The organism is Erythrobacter sp. HL-111 (assembly GCF_900105095.1).
GTDB lineage: Bacteria > Pseudomonadota > Alphaproteobacteria > Sphingomonadales > Sphingomonadaceae > Erythrobacter.
Map to the genome: position 1 here is coordinate 2,100,100 of NZ_LT629743.1, position 12,666 is coordinate 2,112,765.

At 67.4% G+C, this 12,666-nt stretch carries 10 protein-coding genes; 4 read left to right on the forward strand and 6 right to left on the reverse strand.

Translation table 11 applies throughout. The features are described 5' to 3' along the window. Nucleotides 1–109: 109 nt before the first annotated feature. Nucleotides 110–466 (reverse strand): hypothetical protein, encoded by a 357-nt coding sequence (locus tag BLU08_RS09915; RefSeq protein WP_090198985.1) that lies wholly within the window; start codon nt 464–466, stop codon nt 110–112. 540 nt (nt 467–1,006) lie between these two features. Between BLU08_RS09915 and BLU08_RS09920 the strand changes: the two genes are divergently transcribed. After that, the gene (locus BLU08_RS09920; protein ID WP_090198988.1) at nt 1,007–3,361 is read left to right on the forward strand and encodes a S8 family serine peptidase; all 2,355 of its coding nucleotides are present in this window, start codon (nt 1,007–1,009) and stop codon (nt 3,359–3,361) included. 28 nt (nt 3,362–3,389) lie between these two features. Here the strand turns inward: BLU08_RS09920 and BLU08_RS09925 are convergent, their stop codons facing one another. Next, nucleotides 3,390–4,358, reverse strand: a complete 969-nt coding sequence (locus BLU08_RS09925) for a GDP-L-fucose synthase (protein WP_090198991.1) — start codon at nt 4,356–4,358, stop codon at nt 3,390–3,392. Between the two features lie 12 nt (nt 4,359–4,370). Next, the gene (gene gmd, locus BLU08_RS09930) at nt 4,371–5,492 is read right to left on the reverse strand and encodes a GDP-mannose 4,6-dehydratase (protein WP_090198994.1); all 1,122 of its coding nucleotides are present in this window, start codon (nt 5,490–5,492) and stop codon (nt 4,371–4,373) included. Between the two features lie 296 nt (nt 5,493–5,788). Between gmd and cysD the strand changes: the two genes are divergently transcribed. The 3 genes from cysD to BLU08_RS09945 are packed head-to-tail and all read left to right on the forward strand — an operon-like array spanning nt 5,789 to nt 9,407. Then, entirely contained in the window at nt 5,789–6,694 is a 906-nt protein-coding gene (gene cysD / locus BLU08_RS09935) for a sulfate adenylyltransferase subunit CysD (RefSeq protein ID WP_090198997.1), read from the forward strand. Then, the gene (gene cysN / locus BLU08_RS09940) at nt 6,694–8,625 is read left to right on the forward strand and encodes a sulfate adenylyltransferase subunit CysN (protein WP_090199000.1); all 1,932 of its coding nucleotides are present in this window, start codon (nt 6,694–6,696) and stop codon (nt 8,623–8,625) included. The genes cysD and cysN overlap by 1 nt, the downstream gene beginning before the upstream one ends. 32 nt (nt 8,626–8,657) lie before the next feature. Next, complete coding sequence (locus BLU08_RS09945; RefSeq protein WP_090199003.1) at nt 8,658–9,407, forward strand: 3'(2'),5'-bisphosphate nucleotidase CysQ; 750 nt, start codon at nt 8,658–8,660, stop codon at nt 9,405–9,407. A 4-nt stretch (nt 9,408–9,411) separates the two neighbouring features. Here the strand turns inward: BLU08_RS09945 and BLU08_RS09950 are convergent, their stop codons facing one another. The 3 genes from BLU08_RS09950 to BLU08_RS09960 form a co-directional block, all read right to left on the reverse strand. Then, complete coding sequence (locus BLU08_RS09950; protein ID WP_172801021.1) at nt 9,412–10,035, reverse strand: OmpA family protein; 624 nt, start codon at nt 10,033–10,035, stop codon at nt 9,412–9,414. Between the two features lie 42 nt (nt 10,036–10,077). Continuing rightward, nucleotides 10,078–12,012 carry a sodium:proton antiporter gene (locus tag BLU08_RS09955; RefSeq protein ID WP_090199009.1) on the reverse strand — a complete coding sequence of 645 codons (1,935 nt, stop codon included), beginning with the start codon at nt 12,010–12,012 and terminating at the stop codon, nt 10,078–10,080. A gap of 89 nt (nt 12,013–12,101) precedes the next feature. Beyond that, nucleotides 12,102–12,653, reverse strand: a complete 552-nt coding sequence (locus BLU08_RS09960) for an adenine phosphoribosyltransferase (RefSeq protein WP_090201236.1) — start codon at nt 12,651–12,653, stop codon at nt 12,102–12,104. Between the last annotated feature and the right edge of the window lie 13 nt (nt 12,654–12,666).

The window sequence follows — 12,666 nt, forward strand, 5'->3', positions numbered from 1 at the left end:
CGATTTAGGTTCGGCCTTCCGGCATCGAATAACCGAAAGGCCCGAAAAAGCATAGGGTTATCTTAACGCGACGGTCGACAACCGCATGAACGGACCGATCGCGCCCCGATCAGGGGGAAGCGGGATCCAGACCGCCGCCACCATCGCCGTCATCGTCATCGGTCGCGATGATGATCGCGCCGGCAAGCGCCCCGAGCGCGAACAGCGACACGACGATCGCGCTGATACCGCCGGCAAGCTCGGAACCGTCGACGACCGGCTCGCGAGTCACGTCGAGCGAGGCCGAATTCGAAGCGCTCTTGCCGCACTTGCGGACCATCTTGTAACCGGATGCGCCCTTCACCTTCTCGAGGCTGGCCGCGCAGGTCGGCTGGCCGGCGAGCGGCGAGGGAGCCGCCTGTGCAGACAGGGGCAGAGGAGTCGTCGCGACGACGAGGCTCACCAGAGGGATCAGCGAAAGGCGCATTACGATTCTCCTTCGCAAGTGCGGTATCAAAGAATCGGGTCCAATTCCACCCCTAAATGCCGCGCGCAAAGCTCGGTTCGACCGCCTGCGCCGCGGGAATGAAGGAAACCAAGGACTTCCGGCAGGGTCGGCCGAAAAACAATTCGCCGCGGCCGCACCGGGACCGGATCGCTCGGGACCCATTTCACGGAAAAGCACCGGCAGGGGCAGGATCGGACAGGGCTGTCCACGGCGCGAGGTGGACTGCGGGCGCGGCCCGGCAAGCGTTGCGCGCAGGCGCGGCGGAAAACCCCCGAGATAATTTAAGGGAATATCGCGAAAACCACCTGCGCCGCACTGACGCCCAATTACGGTAAAAACGTAATTCGCATATTACTTAATTTTCGGATTTCAAATCAGTTACCGGATCAAGTTTTGACCCCTCTCGTCTTGGGGGTCGGCTTACCACCCGCTTCTATGCGCGATTCCGGATGGTCATGACTTGCCGATTTCAACCCTGCTCCACCGAAAAGCGCCTCCCGTCGCGAACAGGAGGTGTAGGTGGTCAAGTCCGGTCTGCGTCCGATCGTCGTTTCCCTGCTCGCCGGAGCGGCGGCGAGCACCCTGGCGGCATGCGGAGGTCATGTCGGCGGGTCGGTCGCTTCCACGCCGGTGGCGCTTCCGCCCGCTCCCGCACCTTCGCCCCCACCGTCGCCCACGCCTTCGCCGCCCTCCGCTCCGACCCCGACCCCGACACCCACGCCGGATCCATGCGCCTCGTCCTGCACGAGCGTCCCACCGCCGACCGGCTACGTCATCACGCCTTCCGATCTCCAGCCCCGGCGATCGGCGCAGGACGATGACGAATACCGGCGCAACTACACCGTCGGCGAATACATAAACGCCCTCTTCGCGCTCGATAACGATTGGGTCGGCCAGGGCGTGCTCGTCGGGGTGCTGGACGATGGCGTCCATGCGGTCGGCGATCTCGAGGGGAAGGTCCATGCCGGGCTGAGCCGCGATTTCGGCTATGTCGAGAAGAACGACATCCGGACCCTGCGAAGCGGCAACGACCGGTTCGGCGATGCCTCGTCGAGCCACGGGACGCCGGTCGCCGGCATCATCGCCGCGCGCGATGACGGCGAGGGCGTGCAGGGGCTCGCCCCGGGCGCGATGATCGTCTCGCTCCGCGTCGACAGCATGGTCGACGGCGAAAAGGTCTGGGGTACCGGGCGCGACCTTGCCCTGCGCCACGCCGCCGACAACCGCATCCCGCTCGTCAACAAGTCGCTCGCGCTGCGCCCCGGGACCTCGCCCTCGCGCAAGTTCATGGACGCCCTCGCCTATTACAACCGCCGCGCGCAGGGCCTCGTGGTCGCTGCGGCGGGCAATAACGGGCTCGACACCAGCGCGACCGCAGTCGAAGTCGATCCCCGCCATGCCGAAAGCTGGCTCTTCGTCGCCGGGCTCAAGTCCGATGGCCGCGATTTCGAGCTCGCCGATTACTCGAACCGCTGCGGCTCGATGATGAACCGCTGCGTCGTCGCCCCGACGCTCAGCCGCACGGTCGGCGCCAGCGGCAATCCCCAGACCTTCGGCGGCACGAGCTCGGCGGCGCCGGTCGTCACCTCGGTCGCGGCGATGATCCTGTCGAAATGGCCGCAGCTCACCGGCGTCGATGCAGGCAACATCATCCTCAATTCCGCCCGCGATCTCGGCGCGCCCGGCGTCGATCGGGTCTATGGCCACGGGCTCGTCGATGCCGAAGCCGCCCTGCGCCCGGTCAACCCGGTGCTGTCGAACAACGCGATGAGCGTTCCGCTGGAAGCCAATGCCATGGTGCTCGGCAACGCCTTCGGCGGGCTGACGGGTGCCTCTTTCGCGGACGCCTTCAGCGCAGTCACCGTGCTCGACCAGTATGGCCGCGATTACACCGGAAACCTCTCGTCGCTCGTCCTGCAGCCGGCGGCGGGTTCGGAGGGCGCGATGGACCGGCAGGTCGAAGCGCAGTTCAACGCGCGCTCCGCGGCCTTCGCCAGCCCGGCGGGTTCGGCCATAGTCGGGGTGACGGCGTTCGACACCGGCCTGCGCGATGCGGCCGGGGTTCCGGTGCTCGAAAACCGGCTGACCAATGCCGAGATCGCCTATCGCCTGAACGACGCCGTCACCCTGACCGGCGGATACAACAGGGCAGGCGACGTGACCGCGAACATCATGGGGCTCGCGCCGACCTCGGATGCGATGCCGGCCTATTCGCCGCTCGCGCGGACGAGCCTCGGCATCGCGCACAGGCTCGGCCGCGGGCGCCTTGCGCTCGCCGGATATCGCGGCGGGGAAGGCGGGATCGGGGCGCGCGGCGCCGTGCTGCAGTTCACGCAGGGCGCGCGTTCGCTCAAGCTCGGCCTTTTGCACGAGGACGGTGCGGTGTTCGGGACCCCCGTCGGCACGGGGATGATGCGCTTCGGCGACGGCGCGCGCACCTGGTTCGTCGAGGGTGCGAGCGGGTTCGACCTCGGGCAGTGGAGTTTCGAGGGATTCGCGAGCCTCGGGCGAACCCGCCTGCTGCTCGGCGGGGACACGCTGCTGACCGATGCCGATTCGATCACCACGGGGCGCTTCGGCCTGATCGCGAGCTACCCCGCGCTGCGCGGCCGCGTCAGCTTCGGCCTTGCCCAGCCGCTGGTCGTGCTCGCCGGCGATGCGACGGTCAGCGTGGGACGCGGTTATGACCTCGCCGCGCGCGCGCTCCTGCTGCAGGAGCGCAAGGTGAGCCTTGCGGGCGGGATCGCCCCGCAGTTCACGCTCGGATACGAACGCCGCGGCGATCGCTCGGACCTGCGATTCGCCCTGGCGCGCGATGGCGCGGGCCGCGACATCCGGGGGATCGCGAGCTGGCGGGTCCGTTTCGGAAGGTGAGCGCGGCCCCGGGCGCGCAGGGCACGCGTCAGAGGCGCACCCGCTCCTCGTTCTCGAGGAACCAGCGGTAGGTTTCTTCGACGCCCCGTTCGAGCGGGATCGTCGGCGTCCAGCCGAGGCCTTTCAGCTTGCTCACGTCCATGAGCTTTCGCATGGTGCCGTCGGGTTTCGAGGGATCGGTCGCGATCCGGCCGCCGAAGCCGGTCACGCGCGCGACCAGTTCGGCCAGCTCGAGGATCGAGATATCCTCGCCGCAGCCGACATTTATGTGGCTCAGCATCGGATCGGTGCTCGCCTCGTACCGATCGCGCGGCAGGTCGAGCACGAAGAGCGAGGCCGCCGCCATGTCGTCGACGTGCAGGAATTCGCGCCGCGGCGTGCCGGTGCCCCAGATCGTCACCTCGCCCCGGCCGTCCCGGGCGGCCTCGTGGAACCGGCGGATCAGCGCGGGAAGGACGTGGCTGTTCTGCGGGTGGAAATTGTCGCCCGGACCATAGAGATTGGTCGGCATGACCGAGCGGTAATCGGTCCCGTGCTGGCGGTTGTAGCTTTCGCACAGCTTGATCCCGGCGATCTTGGCGATGGCATAGGGCTCGTTCGTGGGTTCGAGCGGCCCGGTCAGCAGGGCCTCCTCGGCCATCGGCTGCGGCACCGCCTTGGGATAGATGCAGGACGACCCGAGAAAGAGGAGGCGCGTCACGCCGGCCTCGAACGCCTGGTGGATGACGTTCGCCTCCATCATCAGGTTGTCGTAGATGAAGTCCGCCGGATAGGTGTCGTTGGCGTGGATCCCGCCGACCCTCGCCGCAGCCAGGATCACGGCGTCGGGCCGTTCGGCCTGCATGAAGGCGCGCACCGCGGCCTGGTCGGTGAGGTCGAGCTCCGCGCGGGTCCGCGTGACGAGGTCGAGTTCATCGCCGCGCGCGCGCCAGGCCTCTAGCTGGCGCAAAATCGCGCCGCCCACCATGCCGCGATGGCCCGCGATATGGACTTTCATCGCTGCCCGCCCTCAGTTTTCGATGCTGACCGGAAGCGTGAAGCCGTTATCCTTGAGGAAGGCATGGCGCCGCGCTTCCACGAGGTCGGCCGCGACCATCTCCGCGCACATTTCGCGAGCGGTGATCTCCGGCTCCCAGCCCAGCAGCTCGCGCGCCTTGGCGGGATCGCCGAGCAGGGTTTCGACTTCGGCCGGGCGGAAATAGCGCGGGTCGATCCGCATGACGACATCGCCCACCTTGAGCGCGGGCGCCTTGTCCCCCGTGATCCCGGCGACCGTCGCGATCTCGTCCGTGCCCTCGCCCGAGAATTCGAGCTCCAGGCCGAGCTCCTCCGCCGACCAGCGGATGAATTCGCGCACCGAATATTGCTGTCCGGTCGCGATGACGAAATCCTCGGGCTTGTCCTGCTGCAGCATCATCCACTGCATCCGCACGTAGTCATGGGCATGGCCCCAGTCGCGCAGGGCGTCGATATTGCCCATGTAGAGGCACGGTTCGAGCCCCTGCGCGATGTTGGCGAGGCCGCGCGTGATCTTGCGCGTGACGAAGGTCTCCCCCCGGCGCGGGCTTTCGTGGTTGAACAGGATGCCGTTGCAGGCATAGATCCCGTAGGCTTCGCGGTAGTTCACGGTGATCCAGTAGGCATAGAGCTTCGCCACCGCGTAGGGCGAGCGCGGATGGAAGGGCGTCGTTTCCTTCTGCGGCACTTCCTGCACCAGGCCGTAGAGTTCGGAGGTCGAGGCCTGATAGTAGCGGGCCTTCTTCTCGAGATCGAGGAATCGGATCGCCTCGAGCAGGCGCAGCGCCCCGAGCGCGTCGACATCCGCGGTGTATTCGGGCGATTCGAAGCTGACCGCGACGTGAGACTGCGCGGCGAGGTTGTAGATCTCGTCCGGCTGCACCTCGTGGATGATGCGCGTGAGGTTCGAGCTGTCGGTGAGGTCGCCGTAGTGGAGCGTGAGCTTGGGATTGGGCTGGTGCGGGTCCTGGTAGATGTGATCGATGCGCTGCGTGTTGAACAGCGAGGCGCGCCGCTTGATCCCGTGGACCTCGTATCCCTTGGCCAGCAGGAATTCGGCGAGATAGGACCCGTCCTGCCCGGTGATCCCCGAAATCAAAGCGCGCTTGGTCATGAGAGAGGATTCCTGCTGCGATTTTTCGTCGTCTGGTGATCGGCGACGCCGTCGCCGCGGCCCGGCCGGGCGTCATGCCCGGCCCGGGTCGGCAGGCGTCGCCACGGGTTTGCCAGCACCGGGACCATTTGAACAGGAGATTTGGCTCGGTCGCGGCGGCTTTTCGGGCGCTGCCCCGCCCCCTGCGCCGCGACCGGGCCAGCCTTGCCGGCACGCCGCGCCGCATAGCTGCGCTTGGTTGTGCAGGTGCAAAAACTTGTTTGTCTCGCCTGCCGCGATGCCTAGGGAAACAGGCCATGACGATGACACTCACGCATCTCCAGCGACTCGAGGCCGAGAGCATCCATATCTTCCGCGAGGTCGTGGCCGAGGCGGAGAACCCGGTCATGCTCTATTCGGTCGGCAAGGACTCCTCGGTCATGCTGCACCTGGCGCGCAAGGCCTTCCATCCCTCGCCGCCGCCCTTCCCGATGCTGCACGTCGCGAGCGGGTGGGATTTCCGCGACCTTCTCGATCACCGCGACCGGACCGTGCGCGAATACGGGCTCGAACTCATCGTCGCGCAGAATGAAGACGCCGAGGCGCAGGGCATCAATCCCTTCGACACCGGCAGCGCGCTCTATTCGCAGGCGCAGCTGACCGAACCGCTCAAGCGCGCGCTGACGCAGCACGGCTTCGACGCGGCCTTCGGCGGCGGGCGGCGCGACGAGGAGAAGGCGCGGGCGAAGGAGCGCGTGTTCTCGTTCCGCAACGCGGCGCATCGCTGGGACCCCAAGAACCAGCGGCCCGAGCTGTGGAACCTCTACAATGCCAGGAAGAACAAGGGCGAAAGCATCCGCGTCTTCCCGATCTCGAACTGGACCGAGCTCGACATCTGGCAATACATCGCGCTCGAGAAGATCGACATCGTCCCGCTCTACCTCTCGAAGAAGCGCCCGACGGTCACGCGCGACGGGCTGATCCTCGTGGTCGACGACGACCGCTTCCGCTTCGAGGAGGGCGAGGAGGTGGTCGAACGCTCGGTCCGTTTCCGCACGCTCGGCTGCTACCCGCTCACCGGCGCGACGATCAGCGAGGCCACGACCATGAACGCGATCATCCAGGAAATGCTGCTCGCCACCGGTTCGGAAAGGCAGGGCCGCGCGATCGACAAGGGGCAGTCGGCCTCGATGGAAGACAAGAAGCAGGAGGGCTATTTCTGATGGAAGGGTCAAAGCCCGCCGCCCCGGCATCCGGCTTCGTCGCCGACGCGCTGATCGCCGAGGACATCGACGCCTATCTCCACCGGCACCAGCACAAGGAACTGCTGCGCTTCATCACCTGCGGCAGCGTCGACGATGGCAAGTCCACGCTGATCGGGCGCCTGCTCTACGATTCGAAGATGATCTTCGAGGACCAGCTCGCCGCGCTCGAAAGCGACAGCAAGCGGCACGGGACACAGGGGCAGGAGATCGACTTCGCGCTGCTGGTCGACGGGCTTTCGGCCGAGCGCGAACAGGGCATCACGATCGATGTCGCCTATCGATTCTTCGCGACGGAGAAACGCAAGTTCATCGTCGCCGACACGCCGGGGCACGAACAATACACCCGCAACATGGTGACCGGCGCCTCGACCGCCGACTGCGCGGTGATCCTGGTGGACGCGAGGAAGGGCGTGCTGCAGCAGACGCGGCGCCATTCCTACCTCGTCCACCTGCTCGGCATCCGTCACATCGTGCTGGCGGTGAACAAGATGGACCTCGTCGATCACGACCAGTCGACCTTCGAGCACATCGTCGCCGACTACCGCACCTTCGCGAAGGACGTGGGGATCGAAGGTTTCACCGCGATCCCGATCTCGGGCTTCAGGGGCGACAACATCACCACGGCGCCGTCCGGCAACACGCCGTGGTACGAAGGCCCCTCGCTGATCGAACATCTCGAAAGCGTCGAGGTCGCCGCCACCGCCGCGCAGGAACGGGCGTTCCGGATGCCGGTGCAATGGGTCAACCGCCCCGATCTCGACTTCCGCGGCTTTTCCGGCCTGATCGCAAGCGGCACGGTGCGCCCCGGCGACCCGGTGCGGATCGTGCCTGCGGGCAGGACCAGCAAGGTGAAGTCGATCACGACCTTCGACGGCGACCTCGACGTGGGCGTGGCGGGCCAGTCGGTCACGCTTGCATTGGAGGACGAGGTCGATTGCAGCCGCGGCGACGTGATCGCGGCCGCGGGCGATCCCCCGCAGGCCTCCGACCAGTTCCGCGCGACCCTGGTGTGGCTGTCGGAAGAAGAGCTGAAACCCGGGCGCGGCTACTGGCTCAAGCTCGGCACGCAGACGGTGACCGCAACCGTCCAGGCCCCTGAATACGAGATCGACGTGAACACGCTCGATCACCTCGCGGCCAAGACGCTGGAGCTGAATTCCATCGGCGTCGCCGATTTCTCGACCGACCGGCCGATCACCTTCGAGCCCTACGAGACGAGCCGACAATTGGGCGGCTTCATCCTGATCGACAAGTTCACCAATGCGACCGTGGGCGCGGGGATGATCCGCTATGCCCTGCGCCGCGCGCAGAACGTGCATTGGCAGCCGACCACGATCACCCGCGAAGACCACGCGGCGCTGAAGAACCAGGTTCCGCGCGTGCTGTGGTTCACCGGGCTTTCGGGTTCGGGCAAGAGCACGATCGCCAACGAGGTCGAAAAACGGCTCGCGGTGATGAACCGTCACACCTTCCTGCTCGACGGGGACAATGTGCGCCACGGTCTCAACCGCGATCTCGGCTTTACCGACAATGACCGGATCGAGAATATCCGCCGCGTGGGCGAGGTGGCGAAGCTGATGGCGGATGCGGGGCTGATCGTCCTCACCGCCTTCATCAGCCCCTTCCGGGCCGAACGGCGCATGGTTCGCGAGATGCTCGCGCAAGGCGAATTCATCGAGATCTTCGTCGACACCCCGCTCGAAGTTGCCGAACAGCGCGACGTGAAGGGCCTCTATGCCAAGGCGCGCAGCGGCAAGCTCAAGAACTTCACCGGGATCGACAGCCCCTATGAACCGCCGGAAAACCCGGAAATCACCGTCAACACGGTCGAAATGACGCCCGAGGAAGCGGCTCAGCACATCATCGAGGCGATCCTGCCGCTCAAGTGAGCGCGGGCGAGCGGGTACCATTGGGGGGCAGAATGACCGACGCCGAATTCGCCGCGCATCTCGCCGAGCTGGCGGGGCGCATCCTGATCGAGGTCCGCGCGAGCGGGATCTTCGAAGGCCCCGCGAACGGCAAGGCGCTCGGCAGGGCGGGCGATGCCACCGCGAACGAGTTCCTGTGCCACGCGATCCGCGCCGCGCGGCCTGACGACGGGCTGTTGTCCGAAGAGGAAAAGGACGGCACCGAAAGGCTTGCCAGGGAGCGCGTCTGGATCATCGATCCGGTCGACGGGACGCGCGAATACGGCGAGCAGCGCGCCGACTGGGCGGTCCATGTCGGGCTTGCCATCGGCGGCGAGGCGAAGGTCGGCGCGGTGGCTTTGCCGGGCTTCGATGGAGGGCTCGTCCTGCGTTCCGACCGGCCCGCACCGCTTGGCGACGCCGCCGCGCGCCCGCGCTTCCTCGTCAGCCGCACCCGCCCCGCACGCGAGGCCGAGGACGTCTGCACCGACATGGGCGGCGAGCTCGTGCCGATGGGCAGCGCCGGGGCAAAGGCGATGGCGGTGGTGCGCGGCGAGGCGGAGATCTACCTCCATTCGGGCGGGCAGTACGAATGGGACAGCTGCGCACCCGTGGCGGTTGCGGCGGCGCATGGCCTGCACTGTTCGCGCATCGACGGTTCGCCGATCCGCTACAACAACCGGGACACCTACCTCCCCGACCTCCTGATCTGCCGGCCCGAATACGCCGAAGAGGTGCTGCGCCGCGTCGCCGCGCTCGGCTAGCCGGCTAGCCGTCGCCCTCGGCGCCCGTATCGGCGGAGGAGCCGGGCACGGGTTCGTCGGGGACGAGGGTCACGGCGATCTCGACCCGCCGGTTGCGCGCGCGGCCTGCGGGATTGGGCGAGCCGTCGGGCAGGGCGTTGGGCGCGACCGGGTTCTGTTCTCCGAACGCGATCACCCTGATCCGCTCCGCGGCGATGCCCTCCTCGACCAGCCAGTCCTTCACCAGCGCGCCGCGCTTTTCCGATGCGCGCATGTTCCCTTCGTCGCTGCCCTGCGAATCGGTGTGCGCGCGCAGCACGATCGGCGCGCCGGTCGCGACCTGTTCGGATTCGAGCACCCGCTCGAGCGCGGCGACGGCATCGGCGTCAAGCTCGGTCGAGGCTTCGGGAAAGCCGATCACCACCTCGAGCGGTTCGAGCGACACTTCCGGCAGTTCGGGGGGCGCGATGCCGGGCCGCAGGATCGAGACGGAGCCGGGCTCCTCCTCGGTCTCGGCCTCCGTCTCGGCCTCCGTGTCGCTCGCCGGGTCTTCCCTCGCGGCGGGCTCGGGGGCTTCGCTTTCGTCCGCCCGGTCCTGGCACGCGGCGAGGCTCACGGCCAGTGCCAGCGGGGCCAGGTATTTCATCATCGTCATCGGGTCCTCATTCGGTGTCCATGGTTCCCATGCCGGTCAGCCCGGCTGCGGTTTTCCCTTCGGGTTCCGCGCGGCGTTGCGCTCGGCATTCTTGCGCCCGGCCTCCTTGCCCGCGCGCTTGGCGGCGCGTTCCTCGGGCGTCTTGATCTGCGGCGGCGAGAAGGAAATGATCGTGTCGCCCGCCCGCGGTTCGGGGCGGGCGGCGTGGGTGAAGAAGCGCAGGTTGCCCGCGGCGCGCACGAGCAGCAGCATATGCGCGCTATCGGGGAGTTTCTGCTGCGCGTCCTCGAAGGCGAAGGCGTCCGACAGCTTGGTCTTGCGGAACACCCAGCCCTGCTGCTGGCGTTCGTGCACGTCATCGACGCCGAAGCCGCTTTCGAACAGCGCGCGTCCGCGGATCGAGGGCGGGAGCGAATGGCGATCGCCGTCCGTCTCGCGCGAATCGCCGAGCTGGTAGACGCTGTCGCGCCCGATCTGGTGCGCGAATTCGTTGCAGACGAGCGCGTTGTAGGCCTCGTTCTCGGTCGCGGCGACGAGCACCTGGTAGGGAGAGAGGTCGAGATTGTGCTCGGTCGCCTCGTTCAGGATCTCGCCGTGGTAGAAGGGCATCCCCTCGCGCCGCGCCGCGCCCAGGCGCTGCCAGCTCGAATCGACGATCATGATCGGGGTCTTGAGCGCCTGCATCTCCTTGGCGAGCGCGATCGTCCACGGGGTCGAGCCGACGATCAACAGGCCGGGGCGCGACGTGCCCTTGAGGCCGAGCCAGCGCGCGACGATGTCGATCGTGAAACCGTGCGCCACGACGGTTGCGAAGACGACCGCGAAGCTGAGCGCGGTCAGCACCTGCCCGTCGGAATAGCCCAGATCTTCGAGGCGCAGCGCGAACAGGCCTGAAATCGCGACCAGCACGATCCCGCGCGGGGCGATCCAGGCGACGAACAGGCGTTCGTTCCAGGGCACGCGCGAACCTAGCAGGCTCACCAGCACGGTGATCGGGCGGACCACGAACAGCAGCGCCAGCACGAACAGCAGGAAGCGCAGGCCGACCGGCTCGCGCGGGTCGAGATAGGCGAGGTCCTCCACGGTCAGGCTCGCCGAAAGGATGACGAAGATGCCCGAGACGAGCAGGACCGCGACGTTTTCCTTGAACGGGTGGATCGAACGCAGGCTCGTGAAATTCGTGTTGGCGAGGGTCACGCCCATCACCGTCACCGCGACGAGCCCCGATTCGTGTTCGATCTGGTTGGTGAGGACGAAGACCCCGATCACGGTCGAGAACAGGACGGGGACCTTGAGATATTCGGGAATGCCCCCGCGCGGGAACACGAAGGCGACCGCACGCGCCGCGGCGTAGCCGAGGAGGCCCGAAAGGATCGCGGCGATGATGAGCGGGGGGACCACGTCCACGAGGGTCGCGTCGGGGGCATCGACGAGGCGGCGGAAATATTCATAGGCGATCAGCGCGCACAGCGCCCCGATGGGGTCGTTGACGATGCCTTCCCACTTGAGGATGTTGCTCGGCCGCGTGCTCACGGTCGCCTGCCGCAGCAGCGGGATGACGACGGTCGGCCCCGTGACGATGAGGATGCCGCCGAACAGCACCGCGACCGGCCAGGCCAGCCCTGCGATCTCGCTCGCCACGAAGGCGCTGAGCGCCCAGCCGACCGCGACGCCGATGGTGGCGAGCCGCCAGACCGCGCTGCCCATGTCGCGCAATTCCCTGAGGTCGAGGCTGAGCCCGCCCTCGAACAGGATGAGCGCGACGCCGATGCCGATCGCCGGGTCGAGCAGGTCGCCGAAGGCCGCTTCGGGATCGATCAGCCGATAGCCCAGTTCGCCCGCGACCGGCCCCGCGAGAAAGCCTGCGGCGAGCATCAGCACGATCGCCGGCAGGCCCGTGCGCCACGCGAGCCATTGCGCCCCGATGCCGAGAATGCCGATCGTGGCGATGACGAGTGCTTGCGATTCCATGCCGGCTGCCGGGCTCCTCCCGCCTGATCAATGCCCCCGGCACATGCGCGTTCCGCAGGTCCGGGCGGTCGTGGTCCGTGCGCGGGAGCCTATTCGCCCTCGAATTCCATCAGCGTGCGGACATCGACCCCCGCCTCGCGCAGCCGCCGTGCCCCGCCGAGGTCGGGCAGGTCGATCACGAACAGCGCCTGTTCGACCACCGCGCCCGCGCGCCGGAGCAGTTCGACCGCGGCAAGCGCGGTGCCGCCCGTCGCGATGAGATCGTCGACGATCGACACCTTCTGTCCCGGCCGGACCGCGCCCGGGTCGATCTCCAGCCGGTCCTTGCCGTATTCGAGATCATATTCGACCCCGATCGTCTCGACCGGGAGCTTGCCGGGCTTCCGCACCGGGATGAAGCCGGTGCCGAGCGCGACCGAAACCGCCGCGCCGAAGATGAAGCCGCGCGCCTCCATGCCCGCGATGTCCTCTGCCCCGCCGTCCTTCGCCATGTCCGCGAGATGGTGGACGCTGGAGGCGAGCGCGCGCGGATGGCCGATCACCGTGGTGATGTCGCGGAACTGGATGCCGGGGACGGGAAAGTCGGGCACGGTGCGGACCAGCGCCTTGATCGCGTCCGGTGAAAGCCGATCGTCGGTCATCGTTTGCGCCATC